The organism is Acidovorax temperans, assembly GCF_006716905.1.
GTDB classification, from domain to species: domain Bacteria; phylum Pseudomonadota; class Gammaproteobacteria; order Burkholderiales; family Burkholderiaceae_C; genus Acidovorax; species Acidovorax temperans.
The window spans coordinates 119,880-140,541 of record NZ_VFPV01000002.1; the positions used below are offsets into that span (position 1 = coordinate 119,880).

A 20,662-nucleotide genomic window follows, 5' to 3' on the forward strand; every position below is an offset into this window, starting at 1 on the left:
ATTCTCAACAGACCCTAGAAGAGCCCGGAAAAAATCGTACGCTAAGGTTTTCCGGGCATCCGTAGGGGCCGAAACTTCCCGTCTTCCAGTCTGCGGCTCTGCCGCCAGACGTAATCGCCGGTTAGGTTGATGTGCTCCCAGCCCAGCGGCGACAGGAATTGCAGCAGCTCGCCGTCCACCGGCTTGCCGGCCTCGACCAACCCCTGGATGGCGCGCTCCAGGTACACCGTGTTCCACAGCACGATAGCCGCCGTCACCAGGTTGAGGCCGCTGGCCCGGTAGCGCTGCTGCTCGAAGCTCCGATCCCTGATTTCCCCAAGGCGGTTGAAGAACACCGCCCTGGCCAGCGAGTTGCGCGCCTCACCTTTGTTCAGGCCGGCATGCACGCGGCGGCGCAGTTCAACACTTTGCAGCCAGTCCAGGATGAACAGCGTGCGTTCGATCCGGCCCAGTTCGCGCAGGGCGACAGCCAGGCCGTTCTGACGCGGATAGCTGCCGAGCTTGCGCAGCATCAGCGAGGCGGTAACGGTGCCCAGTTTGATCGAGCTGGCCAGGCGCAGGATGTCGTCCCAATGAGCGCGCACGTGCTTGATGTTCAGGGTGCCACCGATCAGCGGGCGCAGCGTCGGGTAGGCCTGCACGCCCTGCGGCACGTACAGTTTGGTTTCGCCGAGGTCGCGGATGCGTGGCGCGAAGCGGAAGCCCAGCAGGTGCATCAGGGCGAAGACGTGATCGGTGAAACCGGCCGTGTCGGTGTAGTGCTCCTCGATCCGCAGGTCGGACTCGTGATACAGCAGGCCGTCGAGCACATAGGTGGAATCTCGGACGCCGACATTCACCACGCGTGTGCTGAACGGCGCGTATTGGTCGGAGATGTGGGTGTAGAACAGCCGTCCTGGCTCGCTGCCGTACTTCGGGTTGACGTGCCCGGTGCTCTCTCCCCGGCCGCCAGCGCGGAAGCGCTGGCCATCGGAGGATGAGGTGGTGCCGTCGCCCCAATGGGCAGCGAAGGCATGGCGGTACTGGTGATTGACCAGCTCGGCCAAGGCCGCCGAATAGGTTTCATCGCGGATATGCCAGGCTTGTAGCCAGGACAGCTTGGCGTAGGTCAGGCCGGGGCTCGACTCGGCCATCTTGGTCAGTCCGAGGTTGATTGCATCACCGAGGATCGCGGACAGCAGCAACGTCCGGTCTTTGGCCTCGGCCCCGTCCTTCAAGCGGGTGAAGTGGCGGCTGAAGCCCGTCCAATCGTCCACGTCCATCAGCAGTTCGGTGATCTTGATGCGCGGCAGTAACTGACTGGTCTGGTCGATCAGCGCCTGCGCCCGATCCGGCACCGCCGCATCCAGCGGGGTGATTTTCAGGCCGGACTCGGTGAGGATGGCATCGGGCAGCTCGTTGTCCTTGGCCAGGCGGGCGACAGTGGCCAACTGCTCGTCCAGCAGCTGCAAGCGCTCTTCCAGGTACTGGTCGCTGTTCGGGTTGATCGCCAGCGGCAGGGCCTGTTCCCGCTTGAGCGCGGCGAACTTCTCGGCCGGCAACAGGTAGTCGTCGAAGTCGCGGAACTGCCGCGAGCCCTTGACCCAGATGTCGCCGGAGCGCAGGGCGTTCTTCAGCTCGGACAGCGCGCAGATTTCGTAGAAGCGCCGGTCGAGGCCTTCCGGGGTGATCACCAGCGGCTTCCAGCGCGGCTTGATGAAGGCGGTGGGGGCATCGGCCGGCACCTTGCGCAGGTTGTCGGCGTTCATCTCGCGCAGGGTCTGCACGGCTGCCAGCACGCCTTGTGCGGCCGGGGCGGCGCGCAGCTCCAGTACCTCCAGCAGGGCCGGCGTGTAGCGGCGCAGGGTGGCGAAGTTCTCGCCGACCAGGTGCAGGTGGTCGAAGCCCTCCGGCCGGGCCAGCAGCTCGGCCTCACTGACGCTCTCGGTGAACTCGTCCCAGGGAATCACCGCCTCGATGGCGGCGTAGGGATCGCTGCCGCTTTCCTTTGCCTCCAGCAGCGCCTGGCCGATCTTGGAGTACAGGCGCACTTTGTCATTGATCGCCTTGCCCTGCTTCTGGAACTGCTGCTGATGCTTGTGTTTCGCGCCGCTGAACAGCTTGACCAGGATGCGGTCGTGCAGATCCACCAGCTCATCAATCACGGTTGCAGTGCTCTCCAGTACCACGGCGGCCAGGGTCGCATAACGTCGCTGCGGCTCGAACTTGCCAAGGTCTTTGGGCGTCATCTGCCCACCCTCGCGGGCCAGCTTGAGCAGGCGGTTCTGGTGGATGTGCCGGCCAAGGCCTTCGGGCAAGTCCACCAGCTGAAATGTCTTCAGCCGCTCGATGTGTTCCAGCATGTGCCGAGAGTTGGGTTTCAGCGGTGCCTGGCGCAGCCAGGTCAACCAGGTGATGCTGCTGCCGGCCTTGAGCTTCAACAGCTCGTCCAGCTTGGCCCGATGCGAGTCCGTGAGTGGTTCGACCAGGGCGCGGTAGACCCGCCGATTGGCTCGCGCAATGGCTTCCGAGCAAGCCCGGTCGATCACGCTCAACGCCGGCAGGATGCGTCGCTTCTGCCGCAGGCTCTCCAGCGCCTGGCCGGCCAGCAGCAAGCCCTTGTCGGTCTGCTGGGCCAGTTCGGTCAGCTCGCGCACCAGGGCGCGGAAGTCGGACAGGCCGAACGGGGCCAGTTGAAGGTAGGTGCGCAGTTCCTGAGCGTGCTCGCGACGGGTCACATCGCGCTCGCCGTACTTCGTCCAACTCGCCGGATCGGTCTGGACTTGCTTGGCCACCCACAGGATGACCGGTTCGGGCAGCTCGCTGTCAGTGCCCAACGCATAGCCGGGGTAGCGCAGCAGGCAGAGTTGCACCGCAAAGCCCAGACGGTTGGCGTCGCCGCGCCGCTGGCGGATCAGTGACAGGTCGGAATCGTTGAAGGTGTAGTAGCGGATCAGGTCATCCTTGCTTTCCGGCAGCGCGAGCAGGGTGTCCCGCTCCGTGGCCGAGAGGATCAAGCGACGCGGCATGTGTCAGTCGTCCGTGCGGAGGTACTGGTAGAGAGTTTCGCGGCTGATGTTGAACTCGCGGGCGAGCTGCGCCTTGGGCTCACCTGCCGCCGCCCGCTGCCGCAGGGTAACAGTCTGCTCGTCGGACAGGGCCTTCTTGCGGCCCCGGTACGCGCCGCGCTGCTTGGCCAGGGCGATACCCTCGCGCTGCCGCTCACGGATCAGAGCGCGCTCGAACTCAGCGAAGGCCCCCATTACCGACAGCATCAGGTTGGCCATCGGCGAGTCCTCGCCGGTGAATACCAGCCCCTCCTTCAAGAACTCGATTCGGACGCCGCGCTGGGTCAGCTTCTGCACCAGGCGGCGCAGGTCGTCGAGGTTGCGGGCCAGGCGATCCATGCTGTGCACCACCACCGTGTCGCCCTCGCGGACGAAGCTCAGCAGCGCTTCGAGCTGGGGGCGCTGGGTGTCCTTGCCGGATGCCTTGTCGGTGAACACCTTGCTCACCTGGGTCTGTTCCAGTTGGCGTTCCGGGTTCTGGTCGAAGCTGCTGACCCGGACGTAGCCGATGCGGTGCCCCTGCACGATGTCTCCTTGGTTGAAGGCGGCTTAACAGGCCGTTGAAAAAGTGCTCTTCGAACGCATCAAGGTCGTGGATTTCGAAGAAGCAAGTCGCCCAGACGCGCCCACGAATCAAATTCGAGGGCCATTTCGGCCTGTTTGCAGGCCGTTTTGCCCGTTTCGGGCGCACGTATCCCATGGCTCACGCATGATGCGCGTCCCACCAGCCACCCAGACTGCCCATGCGCACCAGGTTGTAGGTGGCAAAGCACAGCAGCGCCTGGCCCGCGAGCTTGGCCTGACCGATCAGCTTGGTCTTGGCCAGACCACCCACGGTCTTGATCCAGCCAAAGGCCTCCTCGATGCGCTTGCGCACCTTCAGGCTGGTCTTGTAGCTCTCGTGCCGCGTGACTCTGGCGTCGACCGCCGAGTGCTTGTCCTTGGCCGCCACGTGTGGCGTGACCAAAAGCCGGCGGCAGCCCTTGATGAAGGCCTTGCTGTCGTAGCCCTTGTCGGCCCCGACCGTGGCCCGCTTGTTCCTGTTGCCCCGGCGCCCCAGCATGGCCAGCGCCGCTTCGCGCTCGGCGGTGCCACTGGCGTGGGTGATCTCAACATCCACGATCAGCCCGTTGCGGTTTTCCATGAGGATGTGCCCCATGTGGCACAGGCGGGACTTGTCACCCGCGCTCTTCTTGAACAACCGTGCATCAGCGTCCGTGGTGCTTTGGTGGGTGTCGTTGCAGCGCTCCTGTCCTTTGAAGTCCACCTCGGGATTGCGTCCGGGCGGCGTGTCGCTGTCATCGTCTTTGCGCTTGAAGCTCTTGTGCGAGGCCCAGGCTTCGATGAGCGTGCCGTCCACGCTGAAGTGCTCGTCGCTGGCAAGCCGCCCCCACTGGGCGCTGAGCTTGACGCGCTCGAAGAAGGCACGGGCGAGGTCTTCGTTGAACAAGCGTTCGCGGTTGGCGCTGAAGGTGGAGTGGTCCCAGACCTTGTCTTCGATGTTCAGGCCCACGAACCAGCGGTACAGCAGGTTGTAGTTGACCGCCTCGACCAGTTGGCGCTCGCTGCGGATGGAGAACAGGATCTGCAGCAGCAAGGCCTTGAGCAGCATCTCGGGCGGCACCGAGGGGCGCCCGCGGCGGGCATACACCGCTTCGAACTCGCTGTGCATCGTCGCCAGCAGCGCATCGACCACGGCGCGCAACTTGCGCAGCGGGTGTGCCGCTGGCACGCGATCTTCAAGGCTGATGTAGCTGAACATCGCCCCCTGGAAGTCTTGGTTGCCTCTCATCTTTCTTGTCTGGGTCGTTCTTGGATGGCTTCAGATCGTAGCGGCCCACACGGGCGGCGGCGAAGGATTTTTCAACGGCCTGTTAAGTGCACTTTCTGTTCCGTTGCGCCTCAAACCCCGTTTCTGTCAGGCTGAAATCTATAACCTTCGCGGGTATGTGTCAAAAAATTGGAAAGCAGACTCTATTCTGACGAAGCGGCGCGGCCCTGCCTGACATCAAGTTAGGGTATAGCTTAACCGGACACCTCGGCCTCTGTGCCTCTACTGCTTTTCGGTACAACCGTCAAGAACAGGCAGAGCGCTCCGATAGTTATCGCCACATCAGCGAGGTTGAAGGCGGGCCAGTGCACAAGCTGCCAATGGAAGTCGAGGAAATCGACAACCGATCCACGCAGCACACGATCCACGACATTGCCGAGCGCACCACCAAGGATCAGGCTGTATCCCATCGCTTCGAGACGGGGCAATTGCTGGCACAGCATGCGTCCCAGCCAAGCAGAAACGACCAGGCCCAGCGTGATGAAAAAGTAACGTTGCCAGCCGCCAGCGTTCGCCAGAAAGCTGAATGCCGCGCCGGGATTCAGGACATGGACGAAGTTGAAGAAGGGCGTGACTTCGACCTGTTCACCGTAGGCAAACGTGCGGGTGATGGCGAACTTTGCGAGCTGATCGGTCATGACAGCACTGGCGGCCACTGCGAACCAGACCCAAGTCGATGTGCGGCGAGCCGATTGCCACACAGGGACGGCCAGCGGCATCAGCCACCCGGCGAGCGCCGTGCAACTCAATCCAAGTACCCACCCCGCCAGCACATCGGCAGGAAAGTGCATTCCGGCTGCGATGCGTGACCAACCGACCAATGCGGCGTACAACACCAAGCCGATGCGGCCACGACGGCCTATCAAAGGCCAGAGCGCGCCGACCACCAGCGCGGCATAGGTGGCATGCCCGCTGGGCAGGCTGTAGTGAAGCTCGATGTCCCCGATGACGCGCACCATGTCGCCAAGGACGGCAGGCGGGCGTGGAAAGTCGAGCCATAGCTTCAAGATGGTGGCGGCCAGTAACGCCAGCAAGAAGGCCGCGCTAAAACCAATAAGGCGATGCCGAACGGCCCTGCCATGCGTCGGGTTGGTGGCCGACTTCGACCACCACCACAGACCCAGCAGCATCAGCGGCGCTGTCCAGTAACTTCCCACGAGGCTGAAGAACCACGCCAGCGGCCCCAGCGCGGCAGGCGTACCCGTGTTGATGGCTTGAAACATCGCGATGTTCAGACCACCCCAGTCATAGAGAAAGAATTTCCAGCTCATCGGCGCAACAGCCTCAAGCCATTGCCAACGACGAGCAAGCTGGCCCCCATATCAGCAAACACCGCCATCCACATGGTCGCGTGACCCGTGAAGGTGAGCACCAGAAAGACTGCCTTGATGCCAAGGGCCAGCACAATGTTTTGCATCAGCACCTGCGCCGTCGCACGCGACAGGCGCACGAAGGTCGGAATTTTGCGCAGGTCATCGTCCATCAGCGCCACATCAGCCGTTTCGATGGCGGTGTCGGTGCCAGCGGCTCCCATGGCAAAGCCGATATCCGCACGCGCCAAGGCCGGTGCATCGTTGATGCCATCACCGACCATGCCAACCTTGCCGCTTCGGGCCAGTTGCTCCACTTCGCGCAATTTGTCATCTGGGAGTAGGTTGCCTTGCGCACGGTCGATTCCGGCTTGTGCGGCAATGGCCTGTGCCGTATGGGGGTTGTCGCCGGTCAGCATCATGGTGTTGATGCCCAGTGCGTGCAGCTCGGCGATGGCGGTCCTGCTGCTGTCCTTGATGGTGTCCGCTACGGCGAATAAGGCATGTACCCCTTTTGCGCCTACCAACATCACGACGGTCTTGCCAGCGGTTTCCAGCGCAGCGATGCGCTGCTCCAGCTCTGGTGTGCACTGCCCCAGCTCTTCGAGCATCCGGTGGTTGCCCAGATGGTAGGTCTCCCCGTCGATTTGGCCTTGCACACCCCGACCGGGCAGCGCGTTGAATTCGGCCACGTCGAGCAAGGCAACCCCGTCCGTCTGCGCGGCCTGTGCCACCGCCTTGGATACAGGATGGTCCGAGCGGGCCGCCAGACTGGCAGCGATGCTGCGGCTGTCCGAGGCGAGTGCATTGCCCCATGTGACAAAATCGGTCTGTGCGGGCTTGCCGTGCGTGATCGTGCCGGTCTTGTCCAGAGCCAGCCAGCGCAGCTTGCGGCCTTCTTCCAGATAGACGCCGCCCTTGATGAGAATGCCGTGGCGGGCGGCAGCGGCCAGGCCGCTGACGATGCTGACCGGCGTAGAGATCACCAGTGCGCACGGGCAGGCGACCACCAGCAGAACCAATGCACGGTAAATCCAGTCGAGCCATGCCGCACCCATGAACAGCGGTGGCAACAACGCGACGGCGATGGCAACACCGAAAACAATGGGCGTGTACCAACGGGCGAACTGATCGACAAAACGCTGGGTCGGTGCACGGCTACCTTGCGCAGCCTCTACCGCGTGAATGATGCGGGCCAAAGTGGAGTTGTTGGCCAAGGCGGTGACGCGGTACTCGAAGGAACCAGATTCGTTGATCGTGCCCGCAAACACCGGATCGCCGGGGGACTTCTCGACCGGGAGGCTTTCGCCCGTGATCGGGGCTTGGTTGACCGTGGAGCGTCCGTCTAGCACCTCGCCATCGAGCGCGATGCGCTCACCCGGTTTGACCCGGACTCGGCTGCCAATGGCGATTTGCTTGGCACTTACCTCTCGCCAAGTGCCGTCAGGCTGCTGCACCGTGGCCTGCTCCGGGGTCAGGTCGAGCAGTCCACGGATGGCGTTACGGGCGCGATCCAATGACTTGGCCTCGATCACCTCGGCCAGCGCGAACAGTACCATCACCATCGCCGCTTCGGGCCAGTGGCCAATCAACATGGCACCCGTGACGGCAATCGACATCAGGGCGTTCATGTTGAGGTTACGGTTCTTGAGCGCGATCCACCCCTTCTTGTAGGTGGAGAGGCCACCCGTGAAGACCGCGACAAGCGCCAGAACGACAACCGACCAGTGATTGCCGTTGTGGAGCCAGTAGACCGCCTCGGCCGCCGATGCAGTGACCAAGGAGATGCCCAGCGGCCACCAGTTGGTTGGCGCGGTCACAGGGGAAGCGGCTGGCGATACGACCTCTGCGGTGTCCATCACACTGGCCTCGAACCCAAGTTCTTGCAGTGCCACGAGCACGTCTGGCAGAACCCGGTTCGCGTGGCGTACCGACAGCGTGCGCTGCATCAGGTTGAAATCGAGATCGGCAACGCCGGGCATGGTACCCAGCTTGTTGCGGATCAACGCCTCTTCGGTCGGGCAATCCATCTTGGCAATGGACAGCTTGGTCGTCTGCCCGGCCGACGCCTCATCCATGCGCACAGCTTGCATGCCGATGGCCTTCAGTGCCTGCTCAACGGGAGACAGCGAAGGCAATTCGTGCCGCACGGCCAAGGTACGCTGCATCAGGTTGAACTCAAGACCAACCACACCCGCCAGCCCAGCCAGCTTGCCTCGGATCAGCGCCTCTTCCGTGGGGCAATCCATGTTCTCGATGCGGTACACCGCTTGAGCCGATCCGGTTGCCAGCGGGGCTTGTGCCGTGGGTTGGATGATTGGCCCAGTCGAGCAGCCACACCCCTTTGAAGCGCATTCGCTCATGGATAACTCCTTCAAATCGTCTATTCAGCCTCCATTAAAAACTCTATAGTTGCTATAGAGTCAAGTGAAAAATGGAGATTGAGGCATGGAAATCAGAATTGGCGACCTCGCCAAGCGCTCTGGGTGCGAGGTTGTGACCATCCGCTACTACGAGAAGGAAGGGCTACTGCCGAAGCCAGCGCGAAGTGGTGGCAACTTTCGGTTGTACAGCGATGTGCACATTGAGCGCTTGCAATTCATCCGTCATTGCCGTTCGCTCGACATGACGTTGAGCGAGATTCGCGCATTGCTGGGTCTGCGAGACAACCCGATGCAGGACTGTGGGGAGGTCAACACGCTGCTGGAGGCCCATATTCAACAGGTGGAAATGCGTGTGTCCGCGCTGTTGCAGTTAAAACGGCACTTGGTTGATTTGCGCGAGAAGTGTTCTGGCTCTCGATCTGTAGAGGCGTGCGGCATTTTGCAAGGGTTGGGCAATTGCAATTGCCATGGTGAAAGTGCCACGAAAAGTCAAACATCTGGGTAAGTAAGGGCTTAGCGTGCTTTATTTTCCGTTTTCTGAGGCGACCCCTAGAAGCCGAGGCCCAACAGCGTGCTGACCGGGAAATTACAAATGCGTCATGTCCAGGAATGAGGCTGCGAGCCTAAGCGTGGGTATTTGGCAACGAAACTGGCGGAGGCTCCGGTCGACTTTCCAGGGACAGTCGCGCATATCAATCGGAAGGGGGTTGACATTCGGAATGCCCGCGAACTCTGAATCTTCAGCATCAAGACGGACCCACCAGGCGTTGGTTCCAGAGGGGCCAGCGCGTCCCTCCCCTGTTCAATGAGTGCCGGGCTCCATGTCACCGCCGGACGAGTAGTTTTGCCGCCCCTTGCAAAGAAGAAAAACGCATCGATTCGCACAATTGCAACGGGGCTTGAAAAACAACAATGCTCATTTACCCTGATGGGCCTAGCCCGGGCTAGATGCCTATCATGAAGACGCTGAACTTCCAGCGCCATTGAACTACTTACGAGTACGGAGAAACCTGCATGAAAAAATCCTCTTTGGGCCTCGCGCTGCTTGCCGTCGCCAGCGCCGCGTCTGCCCAGTCGTCCGTCACCCTGTTCGGTGTCATAGACACCAGGGTGGCAATCGGCCGCGGCTCGATTGCCGACAAGAATCAGTTGGCCGGTGGTGGCGCAAGCACGCCTCGCCTGGGTTTTCGCGGTACCGAAGATCTCGGCGGCGGCATGTCGGCATCGTTCTGGCTTGAGGCCGGGCTGAACACCGACGACGGCACCGGCGCCCCGACGAACGTCAACAACCAGGCGTCGGGCGGCCCGATCGCTAGCATCGGCGGCAGCCAAGGCGTTGTCTTCAACCGTCGTGCGACTGTCAGCCTGGCCAGTACCTGGGGCGAACTGCGCGCGGGCCGCGACTTCATGCCTCAGTATTGGAACCTTTACTACGCCGACCCGTTCGGCAATGTCGGTGTCGGCAACCCAATGCCTGCAACGTATACCTTCTCTGGCCGGACCGGTTACCCAGCGGCTAACATTGGGGTGTACGCTTCCAACACGATCAGCTATTTCACGCCGGCCAGCCTGGGCGGCTTCTTTGGCCACGTCCAGTACTACATGGGCGAGAACCTGAAGAACGGCGCCGCGACGGAGGACGACGGCAGCGGCGGCGGCGTGCGCGTCGGCTACGCCAAAGGCCCGTTCTACGCTTCCGTAGCCACCGGCCGCACCAACTACGCGGCCGGCGACGTCCGCCAGAGCAATGCGGTCGGCACCTATGACTTCGGCGTCGCCAAGGTGGGCGTCCAGTACAGCCGCGACAAGAACGGCGCTGTGACCGGCAAGGGCTGGCTGCTCGGAGGCTGGGTGCCGGTGGGCGCCGGTCAAGTTCTTGTCAGCTATTCGCAGTATGGTCTCAGCTCCGCGGTGGCCAACCCGGAAGGCAAGAAGATCGCCCTGGGCTACATCCATCAGTTGAGCAAGCGCACCGCGTTGTACGGGACCTTTGCTCGACTGAAGAACAGCGGCGGCGCTGCGGTGGCGCTCAACGGGGCGGCCACGGCTCCGAACTCGTCGTCGACCGGCCTGGACTTGGGCATCCGCCACACGTTCTAAGGCTGGCGGCATCCCACCACCAGGGATCGCGAGTCGAGCTGCGATCCAATAAGAGAGTTATCCCGACCGGCCGAAATTGCGAGTTTCTCCACCGGTCTCTTGGCCACGGAGCACACTCCAGCTCCGTGGCCTTCTTTTTTCCCAATGTTTGCGTCGCACGGCCAGGCGGCTTATCCCGTCGTCCGTAACTGACCCGCCGCCGCATCGGCGTAGACAGGCGACGAGCGTTCATAACAAGAGGGGCGTCAAGGGTCGGAACGAGCCTGCGCGGCGCGTTCGGCTCCAACGCCAAAGGCCACTTGAGGAATCTCAGGCTCTCGCAATTACCCCGAACAGGCCACGGCTCTGACGGTCAGTCAGACACCGATCGCTATCCGTTGGAGACAGGCGAGGCCTTGATGACATTGGGGCCGCCAATTTCGACCGCGCACTCTAGGGTCTGTTGAGAATCATTCTGAGATGCGTGAATGGATGTGATGCAATAGGCGCATGAGCATTCGATGGGTACTGACAGACGAGCAATGGGCCAAGATGGAGCCTCAATGCCTTGGCAAGCCAAGTGATCCGGGGCGCAGCGGCACAGACAACCGCCGCTTCGTTGAGGCAGTGCTGTGGATTGCCCGCACAGGCAGCCCCTGGCGAGACCTGCCGCCAGAGTTCGGCAAGTGGAACACGGTGTTCAAACGCTTTAGAGACTGGGTTAAGGCCGATGTGTTCCAACGTCTGTTCGATGCAGTGAGCGAGCAGCCGGACATGGAATATGCGATGGTGGATGCCACGATTGTGAAAGTGCATCGGCACGGCCAGGGGGCAAAAGGGGGACTTCGGGCCAGGCCATAGGCCACTCGAGGGGCGGCATGACCACGAAGATACTGGCGCTGACAGATGCATTGGGCAATCTGGTGAAGTTCGTCTTGATGCCAGGGCAGCGCCACGACACCAAAGGGGTCAGAGAGCTGATTGCCGATGTGCGCTTTGATGCCTTGCTTGCCGACAAGGCCTTCGATGTGAATTGGCTGATCCAGGAGTTGGGTAAGCGCGGGGCGCAGGTGGTGATCTCACAGATGCCCCGCAGGAGAGCGCCACTGGAGATTGACCTGGAGGTCTACAAATGGCGCCACTTGATCGAGAACTTCTTTTGCAAGCTCAAGGAGTTCAAACGTATCGCAATGCGCAGCGACAAGACGGATAGCAGCTTCGCAGCGATGATCTATCTCGCAGCTGGGGTTATCAACTCTCGCTGATTCTCAACACGTCCTAGCGCAGCCCGATGCAGTACGAGCAGCGCTGGTACGAGGCACAGCATAAAAAGGCCGCGTGAACCGTGGGTTAAGAGCTACACGAAACAGGGGCAAGGTCAACCCGATGCAGGACTGTGGGGAGGTCAACACGCTGCTGGAGGCCCATATTCAACAGGTGGAAATGCGTGTGTCCGCGCTGTTGCAGTTAAAGCGGCACTTGGTTGATTTGCGCGAGAAGTGTTCTGGCTCTCGATCTGTAGAGGCGTGCGGCATTTTGCAAGGGTTGGGCAATTGCAATTGCCATGGTGAAAGTGCCACGAAAAGTCAAACATCTGGGTAAGTAAGGGCTTAGCGTGCTTTATTTTCCGTTTTCTGAGGCGACCCCTACTGGCCGGTGAAGCCGCAGTAACTGGCCGTGTTCACCACCAGCACCACCTTGCCCGCGTATTGGCACAGCGACTGGGGCTTTTCGTCCTGCAGGCGCAAATAGGTGTGCTGCAGCGTGGCCGGGCAGGCGGCAGCGCTGGCGGCAGCAGGCGCATCGGCCGCGTGGGCGGCCGGGTTGGCAAGCCCCCATAGACCCACCATGGCCAGCGGGGCGACGATGTAACGAAGGGTCAGTGTGGCGCGCATGGTTTTCTCTGAAGTGATGGGTAAGCAATTTAACCGCTGAATCATCTTTTGTCCATGTGGGTTTTTATTTGTACTGATTGGTATACGGTTGACCTGCGTGGTTGGATTCAGCACGCGCGTCCGACCACTTGGCGGGCCAGGGATCATCGGTTTTCAAGCAAAAAATGGGTGTAGAGTCCGCCAGATAAGCGCAAGCAGCTATGTTTTTGATAGCTATTGGGCTGCGCAGGCGCAGGGGTGCCTCGGCCCAGTGGCTGCTGGCGACGCGAACGCCCTCCAGCCAAAGCCAGGCGCCGGGTAGGGGGTTGCGAGAGGGGTGCGGGGGCTTGCGGCCGCCGCAGGGGGTCAGACCAGCGGGAGCAGCCGGTCCAGCGCGATCTTGACGCGCACGTCCTTGTGGGCGACCACGCCGGTGATCTTCCATTGCGGCTGGGATGTGTCGCGGGGGATGAACTCGCCCGTGGGCATGCCCAGGCGGTTGGTGACCACGGCCACGCGCGGGGTGGTGGCGCTGATGCCGCGGCGCAGCACCACACCCACTTCCTCGCTGGCCAGGCGCACAAAGGCGCCGGGCGGGTACACGCCCAGGCCTTTGACGAGGGCGGCGCCAGCTTCGTCCACCTTGTTTTCCTCGTCGTAATAGCTGGCCTTCATGGCTGCAGTCACGGGCATGGGCCAGCGCGAGGCGCGGGGTGAGATGCGCGCGCCAAACACGTCAGCGCGCTGGATCAGGCGTGCCATTTGCTCGCCTTCGGTCTTTTCGGCGAAGGGGCCGGGCTTGCGGTGGTGGTGGTGGCGCACGGCCTCCAGCCACACCGCGTCGGTCACCCCCAGCTCGGCCAGCATCGCGGCCGAGCGGGCGGCGTGGTCTTCCACGGCGGCAATCTGGCGGGCGGTCAGGGGCTGGGTTTGCTGTGCGAGCTGGTCTTGCAGCTCGGTCATGGCAATGTTCATGGTCAGGCCCGCAGCGCCCAGGCGGCGCACCTGGGCGGGCGACCACCGCAGCATTTCGCGGGCCACCACCATGCAGACGCAGCTGACCAGCATGGCGTGGGTGCCGCTGTACAGGCGGGTTTCCTGGGCCGACAGGAAGATCAGTGCCAGCAAGGTGGCGTCTGGCGCCTGCTCGCAGCGGCGGGCCAGGTCTTCGTGCAGGGCCTGCAGGCGCTCCCGAAAATCCACCGCCTTGGGCGCCCGCAGCACCTGCATCACGCGCAGTTGCAGCTCGGACCAGTCCAGGGGCCCGCGCTCTTCGCGGTTGCGGGCAGGGGCAGGCGCCGGGGCGGGGGCGCTCATCTTCACAGAGGCCAGCTCGCCCAGCGAGGTTTCTGCCATCAGCATCTGCTGCAAGCGGCCCACGTAGGCGCGGTAGCTGTCGCCGGATTCGTCCACGTCCACGCACAGTTGAATGCCCATGCCCGTGATGTCGCTCAGCGCTTTCGCGTCACTCACCACAAAGCCTTTTTGGGCCAGCAACGCGCCATTGGCTGAACGCAGCGCAAAAGGCAGGGGTTGGCCGAGGGGCACCGACTCGGAATTGATGGGGACGAGGTTCATAGGCGGAAGCCATTATCCCGAGAACTGCAACTGTCAAAAGCTTGCAAACCCCCGGGCTTGCCCCGTAGTTCGGGCCTTCAACGGGCTTCAGGGGTGTTGGCCGACCCTCCCGTCACGCGCCGCCAGAGCTTTCCGAACTTCAGCCCCAGGTCGTCCACCCCGGTGAACACGGCGGGAATGACCAGCAGGCTCAGGAAGGTGGAGGTGATCAGCCCGCCAATCACCGCCACCGCCATGGGCGAGCGAAAGCTTCCGTCCGCCGCGCCCAGCCCCAGGGCAATGGGCATCATGCCCGCGCCCATGGCCAGCGTGGTCATGATGATGGGGCGCGCGCGCTTGTGGCAGGCGTCCATCAGCGCCTCAAAACGCGTCATGCCCTGCTCGCGCCGCGCCAGGATGGCGTATTCCACCAGCAGGATGGAGTTCTTGGTGGCAATGCCCATCAGCATGATGAGCCCGATGAGCGAGGGCATCGAGAAGCTCTTTTGCGCCATGAGCAGCCCCACAAACGCTCCGCCCAAAGACAGCGGCAGCGCCACCAGGATGGTGGCCGGGTGCAAAAAGTCCTTGAACAGCAGCACCAGCACGATGTAGATGCACAGCACGCCGGTGAGCATGGCCAGGCCAAAGCTGGTGAACAGCTCGCCCATCATTTCGGCATCGCCAATGGTGATCTGGCGCACGCCGGGCGGCAGGTGGGTGATGGAGGGCAGCGCGGCCACGGCCTGCGTCACGTCGCCCAGCGGCTGGCCCGACAGCTCGATCTCGAAGTTCACGTTGCGGGCGCGGTCGTAGCGGTCCACCACGGCGGGGCCGCCGCTGAACTCCAGCGTGGCCACCTGCCCCAGCAGCACCGGGCCCTTGGCGCCGGGCACGGGCAGGCGCTCGAGCACCGAGAGGTCCTTGCGCGCATCGTCTTGCAGCTTGACGACGATGGGCACCTGGCGCGAGGCCAGGTTGAGCTTGGGCAGGGCCGTGTCGTAGTCGCCCACGGTGGCAATGCGCAGGGTCTCGGCAATGGCGCTGCTGGTCACGCCCAGGTCGGCGGCGCGGGCAAAGTCGGGGCGCACGGCGATTTCCGAGCGCACCAGGCTGGCGGTGGACGAAATGCTGCCCAGGCCAGGGATGGTGCGCAGGTCTTTCTCTACCGCCAGCGCGGCGGTCTGCAGCGCCTGCGGGTCGTCGCCGGTGAGCACCAGCACGTACTTCTCGCCCGAGCCGCCCAGGCCCACCTTGGTGCGCACGCCGGGCAGGGTCTCCAGCGCGGTGCGGATGTCGGCCTCAATGCCTTGCTTGCGCGGGCGCTCGCCGCGCGCATCCAGCGTGATGGTCAGCGTGGCCTTGCGCGTTTCGGCATTGCTGCCGCCCGCGAACGGGTCCGACCCCGCCGAGCCGCCGCCGATGGTGGTGTACACGCTCTTCACATGCGCCACTGCGGCCACGCGCTGGCGGGCGTCCTCGGCCACGCCCCGGGTCTGGGCCAGCGTGGCGCCAGGGGGCAGCTCCAGGTACACCTGGGTTTGCGAGTTGTCGTCCGGCGGAATGAAGCCTGTGGGCAGCAGCGGGATGAGTGCCAGCGAACCCACAAAGAACGCAATGGTGGCGGCGAAGGTGATCCAGCGGTGCTGGATGCACCACGCGGCCCAGCGCAGGTAGGTGCCCATCCAGCGCGGGTCGTCATGGGTGCCGACGATGGGCTTGAGGATGTACGCCGCCATCATGGGCGTGAGCACCCGCGCCACCACCAGGCTGGCAAACACGGCCAGCGATGCGGTCCAGCCAAACTGCTTGAAGAACTTGCCCGCAATGCCGCTCATGAATGCGGTGGGCAAAAACACCGCAATCAGCGTGAAGGTGGTGGCCACCACGGCCAGGCCGATTTCGTCCGCCGCCTCCATCGCGGCCTGGTAAGGCGTTTTGCCCATGCGCAGGTGGCGCACGATGTTCTCGACCTCGACGATGGCGTCGTCCACCAGAATGCCCACCACCAGCGACAGCGCCAGCAGCGTGATCACGTTGATGGAAAAGCCCAGCCACTGCATGCCGATGAAGGCCGGAATGACCGACAGCGGCAGCGCCACCGCCGACACAAACGTGGCCCGCCAGTCGCGCAGGAACAGCCACACCACCACCACGGCCAGCAGTGCGCCTTCGTACAGCAGGTGCATCGACCCGTCGTACTCCTCCTGCACAGGCTGAACAAAGTTGAAGGCCTCGGTCACCTCCAGCCCGGGGTGGGCCTCGCGCAGTTCGGCCAGAGCCACTTTCACGGCGGCGCCCACTTCCACTTCGCTGGCGCCCTTGCTGCGGGCCACTTCAAAGCCCACCACGGGCTTGCCGTTGAGCAGCGCCAGGGCGCGTGGCTCGGCAATGGTGTCGGTCACGGTGGCCACCTGGTCCAGCCGCAGATGGCGGCCATCAGAAAGGGCCAGGGTCAGGCCCGCCAGCTCTTGGGCGGTCTGCACCGTGGCCAGCGTGCGCACGGGTTGCTCGCTGCCGCCCAGGTCGGTGCGGCCGCCGGCGCTTTCGGTTTGCACCAGGCGCAGCTGGCGCGATACATCGGCCGCCGTGGCGCCCAGCGCCTGCAGCTTGATCGGATCGAGCGCCACATGCACCTGCCGATCCACCCCGCCCACGCGGTTCACGGCGCCCACGCCGGGCACGGTGAGCAGCTTCTTGGCCACGTCGTTGTCCACAAACCACGACAGCGCCTCGTCGTCCATGCGCGGCGAGGCCACGGTGAAGGCCAGCACCGGCTGCGCGGCCAGGTCCATCTTGGTGATGATGGGGTCGCGCACATCGCCCGGCAGGTCGGCGCGCACGCGCGCCACGGCCGAGCGCACGTCGTCCAGCGCCTCTTGCGTGGGCTTTTCCAGGCGGAACTCGGCCGTGATGGTGGCCCCGCCGTCTTGCACCTTGGTGTAGATGTGCTTGAGGCCCTGCAGCGTGGCGATGCTGTTTTCGACCTTGCGGGCCACATCGTTTTCGAGCTGGGTGGGCGAGGCGCCGGGCAGGCTCACCGTCACCGAGATGGTGGGCAGGTCCATGTCCGGAAAGTTCTGCACCTTCATGGCGTTGAATGCGATCAGGCCGCCGAAGGTCAGCAGCACAAACAGCATCAGCGCCGGGATCGGATTCTTGATCGACCAGGTAGAGACATTCATGCAAATGCTCCTTATTTGCTAGCTGCTGGCGCTTGTGGGGCGGGCGCTGGAGCCTGTTTTGGCTTGGAATCCGCAGTGTCGTTGGCCACGCGCACCAGATCGCCTTCGTTCAAAAAGCCCGCGCCGCGCACGGCCACGGTGGCATTGGCGTCGAGCCCGGCGGTGATCTCCACCCGGTCGGCCACGCGGCGGCCCGGCTGCACCTTGCGCTGCTGCACGCGCTGCTGGCCGTCCAGCACAAACACGTAGAAGAAGCCGTCGCGCACCACCACCGCCTCTTGCGGCACGGTCAGCGCCTGGCCCTCGCCCAGCGCAAAGTCGCCGCGCGCAAACATCCCGGCGCGGATATCGGCGTGGGCGGGCAGGTCCACATAGACCAGGGCGTTGCGCGTTTGCGTGTCTACCGTGGGGCCCACCATGCGCACGGTGCCTTCCACCGCCGCGCCGCTGGCCGCGGTGACCTGCACCTTGGCCCCTGTGCGGATGCGCGCCAGCTCGGCCTGGGTGACTTCGGCGCGCCACTCCAGCCGGCCTTTGCGCACCATGCGGAACAGCTCGGTGCCCGAGCCCACCACCGCACCCACCGTGGCGGTGCGGGCCGAGATCACGCCGCTGTCGGGCGCCAGCACCTGGGTGAACTTCAGCCGCAGCTGCTGCGCGTTGAGCTGCGCGCGGGCGGCCTCCACGCGCGCCTTGGCGGTCTGCTCGGCGGTGGTGTATTGCTGGATCTGTTGCTGGCTCAAGGCACCCGAGGCTTGCAGGCCCCGCGCACGCTCGGCGTTGGCGGCGGCCTCGGCGGCGTTGGCCTCGGCTTCCATCACGCTGGCGCGGGCCTGGGCCACGTCGGCCTGCACGGTGTCGGCGGCAAAGGTGGCCAGCACTTGGCCCGCCTTGACCACATCGCCCACGTTCACGTTCACGGCCGTCAGGCGCAGGCCGTTGCTTTCAGCGCCCACGCTGGCCTCTTGCCAGGCGGCCACGTTGCCGTTGGCCGACAGGCGCTGGGGCACGCTGGTGCGCTGGGGCTGCGCCGTGGTCACCGTGAGGGCCGGGCGGGGTTGCGCGGCGGCAGGCTGGTCGGCCGCGCGCGAGGCATCGGTGTGCAGCAGCGCGGCGCCACCGGTCAGCACGCACAGGGCGACCAGGGCCAGGGCGACGGGAGAGAGTTTGAATGCGGGCATGTGCATCGTCCGTTTCTTCAAAAAGGGGGCTCGGGTTTGGGGCGCTCAGAGCGCCGGGGCGGCTGGCGTGTTTGGGGCTGTGGGGTTGGCTGCATCAAAGCCACCCCCGGCTGCGCGGTACAGCGCCACCCAGGCCGATTGGCGCTCGTGCTGCAGGGCCACCAGCGTGGTTTGCGCGGCCAGCAGCGTGCGGCGGGCGTCTTCCAGCTCCAGCAGGCTGGCCAGGCCCCCGCGCCAGCGGGCCTCGGTGGCGTCAAACGAGGTGCGGTAGCCCTGCACGGCAGCGCGGGCGCTGTCGGCGCGCTCGGCGGTGCTTTGCAGGCGCACCAGCGCTTGCTCTACCTCACTCACCGCCTGGCGCACGTGGCCCTGGTACACGGCCACGGCCTCGTCGTAACGGGCGCGGGCGGCATCCACCTGGGCCGTGCGGCGGCCACCGTCCAGCAGCGGCAGGCTCAGTGCCAGCGGGCCGAAGGACCAGGTGCTCAGGTCGGTGGTGGTGCCCGCAGCACGGCTCCAGGCCGTGCCCACGGTGCCGGTGAGCGACAGGCGTGGCCAGCGCTGCGCCTGGGCGTTGCCCACCTCGGCACTGGCGGCGGCCACTTCGCGCTCGGCGTTGTACACATCGGGCCGCTGCGACACCACCTGCACGGGCAGTGTGGCGATGGTGAAGCGGGCTTCGTCAAAGCCAGGCACGGGGGCGGTGGTGATCTGATTGCGCAGGGCGGGCTCGGGCTCGCCGGTCAGCGCCACCAGGGTCTTGAAGTTCCACATCGCACTGCATGCGCTGCTGGGCCGCGCGGGCCGTGGCCTCGGCCGCGCTGGCGCTGGCCAGGGCCGCAGTGGCGGGCGCGGTGAAGCCTGCGCGCTGGCTGTCTTGTGTGAGGCGCGCGGTGGCCGCGCGTGACTGGGCATCGCGCTCGGCCACATCCAGCTGCTGCAGGCAGGTGCGCAGGCTGCTGACCTGCAGCGCCACCTCGGCGGCCACGCTCACACGGGCCTCGTGCCACAGGGCCTGGGCACCGGCCAGGCGTTCGGTGGCGGCATCGCGCGTGGCCTGGTTGGCACCGAACAGGTCGATCTCCCACCCCGCCTGCAGCCCGGCCTGGGCGGTGGTGGCGGGCGTGGTCACAGGGGGCGTTACGCCTCGGCTGGCGCTGGCCTGCGCATCCAGCGTGGGCAGCAGGGCAGCACGGGCGGTGGTCTGCGTGGCGCGGGCCTGCTCCACCCGGCTGCGCGCCTGGGCGAGGCTCGGGCTGATGCGCTGGGCGGATTCGATCAGCGCTACCAGCACCGGGTCGTTGGTGCGCGCCCACCAGTTGGTGAGCTGCTGCAACTGCCCGTCGTGCGGCAGCGGGGCCTGCCAGCTGGTGGGGGTGGCGGGTGCCACCTGCGCGGGCGGGCGCAGGGTGGTGCAGGCCGTCAGGGCGGCGGCCAGGGGCAGCAACCACCCCAGGCGGCGCAGTGGGGTAGGGCGCTTGCGGGGCGCGAGGGAGGTGGGTGCGGTCACGGGGCATCTCCGGCTGGGGCCTGGCGGCGGCGGGTTTCGCCAGCAATCAGGTGGTGGGCAAAGTCGATCAGCCTGCGGGTGGTGGCTTGCAGGCATTCGGGGTCGTTCAGCAGTTGCGGTGCCATCTGCTGGATCAGGTCGCGGTGGGCGTAGTACTGCAGCGGCAGGGCCGAGATGGCCAGCGCCAGGCGGTGGATGTCGTCGTCGGGCGCGGGCGCGCCCACGGCCTGGCACAGCAGCCGGATGAGGGTGCTGTGCAGGGGCTTGATTTCGCTGTCCAGCTCCTGCTGCCACAGGCCGGTGGGGTCCAGCATCTCGCGAAAGTGCAGGCGCATGCACAGCTCCACCTGGTCGCCCATGTCCAGCGGGCGCATGAAGCCGGTGAGGAACTGCTCCAGAAAAATGTCCAGCGAATGGCCGTCGGGCCCGGCATCGGCCTGCAGCGGCCCGCCCAGGGGCTCGGCATAGGCCGCGTTGTACAGGCCTTTCTTGTCGCCAAAGTAGTAGCTGATGAGGGCGGTGTTGGCCCCCGCCGCTTCGGCGATCTGGCGGATGGAGGTCTTGGCGAACCCGTTTTCGGCAAACAGCCGCAGCGCGGCGCTGAGCAGCCGTGCGCGCGAGTCGGCCGCATCGGGCGTGGCAGGGGAAGGGTGGGGGGCTGGAACCATGGTGCGGGATTACACCACGAGTTAATCAATTGATTA

General features: G+C 64.6%; 11 protein-coding genes and 3 pseudogenes. 3 read left to right on the top strand and 11 right to left on the bottom strand.

What is annotated here, in order from left to right:
• Positions 1–41 precede the first annotated feature (41 nt).
• The 5 genes from BDD18_RS08740 to BDD18_RS08765 all read right to left on the bottom strand — a co-directional run bounded on the left by BDD18_RS08740 (position 42) and on the right by BDD18_RS08765 (position 8,551).
• Positions 42–3,008 (bottom strand): Tn3-like element TnAs1 family transposase, encoded by a 2,967-nt coding sequence (locus BDD18_RS08740; RefSeq protein ID WP_142082747.1) that lies wholly within the window; start codon positions 3,006–3,008, stop codon positions 42–44.
• A gap of 3 nt (positions 3,009–3,011) precedes the next feature.
• Positions 3,012–3,572 carry a recombinase family protein gene (locus BDD18_RS08745; RefSeq protein WP_033958617.1) on the bottom strand — a complete coding sequence of 187 codons (561 nt, stop codon included), beginning with the start codon at positions 3,570–3,572 and terminating at the stop codon, positions 3,012–3,014.
• Between the two features lie 178 nt (positions 3,573–3,750).
• On the bottom strand, positions 3,751–4,839 hold the full coding sequence (locus BDD18_RS08750) for an IS5 family transposase (protein ID WP_142082153.1): 1,089 nt from the start codon (positions 4,837–4,839) through the stop codon (positions 3,751–3,753).
• A gap of 233 nt (positions 4,840–5,072) precedes the next feature.
• Positions 5,073–6,149, bottom strand: a complete 1,077-nt coding sequence (lspA, locus tag BDD18_RS08760; protein ID WP_142082749.1) for a signal peptidase II — start codon at positions 6,147–6,149, stop codon at positions 5,073–5,075.
• Positions 6,146–8,551, bottom strand: coding sequence for a heavy metal translocating P-type ATPase (locus tag BDD18_RS08765; protein WP_142082751.1), 2,406 nt, complete (start codon positions 8,549–8,551; stop codon positions 6,146–6,148). The genes lspA and BDD18_RS08765 overlap by 4 nt, the downstream gene beginning before the upstream one ends.
• 85 nt (positions 8,552–8,636) lie before the next feature.
• Between BDD18_RS08765 and cadR the strand changes: the two genes are divergently transcribed.
• From cadR to BDD18_RS08780, 3 genes and pseudogenes are all read left to right on the top strand, one after another.
• The gene (cadR, locus tag BDD18_RS08770; RefSeq protein WP_142082753.1) at positions 8,637–9,077 is read left to right on the top strand and encodes a Cd(II)/Pb(II)-responsive transcriptional regulator; all 441 of its coding nucleotides are present in this window, start codon (positions 8,637–8,639) and stop codon (positions 9,075–9,077) included.
• A gap of 509 nt (positions 9,078–9,586) precedes the next feature.
• Positions 9,587–10,672: a porin gene (locus BDD18_RS08775; RefSeq protein ID WP_142082755.1), complete on the top strand. Its 1,086-nt coding sequence runs from the start codon at positions 9,587–9,589 to the stop codon at positions 10,670–10,672.
• A gap of 531 nt (positions 10,673–11,203) precedes the next feature.
• Positions 11,204–11,916: pseudogene (locus BDD18_RS08780) on the top strand (IS5 family transposase).
• A 384-nt stretch (positions 11,917–12,300) separates the two neighbouring features.
• On the opposite strand, the pseudogene BDD18_RS08790 reads toward BDD18_RS08780, so the two are convergent.
• The 6 genes and pseudogenes from BDD18_RS08790 to BDD18_RS08815 all read right to left on the bottom strand — a co-directional run.
• A pseudogene (locus BDD18_RS08790) lies at positions 12,301–12,501 on the bottom strand (glutathione peroxidase); the annotation flags it as partial.
• A 390-nt stretch (positions 12,502–12,891) separates the two neighbouring features.
• Complete coding sequence (locus BDD18_RS08795) at positions 12,892–14,103, bottom strand: HD-GYP domain-containing protein (RefSeq protein WP_066692557.1); 1,212 nt, start codon at positions 14,101–14,103, stop codon at positions 12,892–12,894.
• Positions 14,104–14,180: 77 nt separating this feature from the next.
• Positions 14,181–17,267 (bottom strand): efflux RND transporter permease subunit, encoded by a 3,087-nt coding sequence (locus BDD18_RS08800; RefSeq protein WP_142082758.1) that lies wholly within the window; start codon positions 17,265–17,267, stop codon positions 14,181–14,183.
• A gap of 11 nt (positions 17,268–17,278) precedes the next feature.
• Positions 17,279–18,448 (bottom strand): efflux RND transporter periplasmic adaptor subunit, encoded by a 1,170-nt coding sequence (locus BDD18_RS08805; protein WP_142082760.1) that lies wholly within the window; start codon positions 18,446–18,448, stop codon positions 17,279–17,281.
• A 45-nt stretch (positions 18,449–18,493) separates the two neighbouring features.
• Positions 18,494–19,913: pseudogene (locus BDD18_RS08810) on the bottom strand (efflux transporter outer membrane subunit).
• Positions 19,914–19,954: 41 nt separating this feature from the next.
• Positions 19,955–20,626, bottom strand: a complete 672-nt coding sequence (locus BDD18_RS08815) for a CerR family C-terminal domain-containing protein (RefSeq protein WP_142082762.1) — start codon at positions 20,624–20,626, stop codon at positions 19,955–19,957.
• Between the last annotated feature and the right edge of the window lie 36 nt (positions 20,627–20,662).

Bases quoted from the DNA above. Each gene is read 5' to 3' on its own strand.
- BDD18_RS08740 (WP_142082747.1), bottom strand. From the start codon at position 3,008: ATGCCGCGTCGCTTGATCCTCTCGGCCACGGAGCGGGACACCCTGCTC.
- BDD18_RS08750 (WP_142082153.1), bottom strand. From the start codon at position 4,839: ATGAGAGGCAACCAAGACTTCCAGGGGGCGATGTTCAGCTACATCAGC.
- lspA (WP_142082749.1), bottom strand. From the start codon at position 6,149: ATGAGCTGGAAATTCTTTCTCTATGACTGGGGTGGTCTGAACATCGCG.
- BDD18_RS08765 (WP_142082751.1), bottom strand. From the start codon at position 8,551: ATGAGCGAATGCGCTTCAAAGGGGTGTGGCTGCTCGACTGGGCCAATC.
- cadR (WP_142082753.1), top strand. From the start codon at position 8,637: ATGGAAATCAGAATTGGCGACCTCGCCAAGCGCTCTGGGTGCGAGGTT.
- BDD18_RS08775 (WP_142082755.1), top strand. From the start codon at position 9,587: ATGAAAAAATCCTCTTTGGGCCTCGCGCTGCTTGCCGTCGCCAGCGCC.
- BDD18_RS08795 (WP_066692557.1), bottom strand. From the start codon at position 14,103: ATGAACCTCGTCCCCATCAATTCCGAGTCGGTGCCCCTCGGCCAACCC.
- BDD18_RS08800 (WP_142082758.1), bottom strand. From the start codon at position 17,267: ATGAATGTCTCTACCTGGTCGATCAAGAATCCGATCCCGGCGCTGATG.
- BDD18_RS08805 (WP_142082760.1), bottom strand. From the start codon at position 18,448: ATGCCCGCATTCAAACTCTCTCCCGTCGCCCTGGCCCTGGTCGCCCTG.
- BDD18_RS08815 (WP_142082762.1), bottom strand. From the start codon at position 20,626: ATGGTTCCAGCCCCCCACCCTTCCCCTGCCACGCCCGATGCGGCCGAC.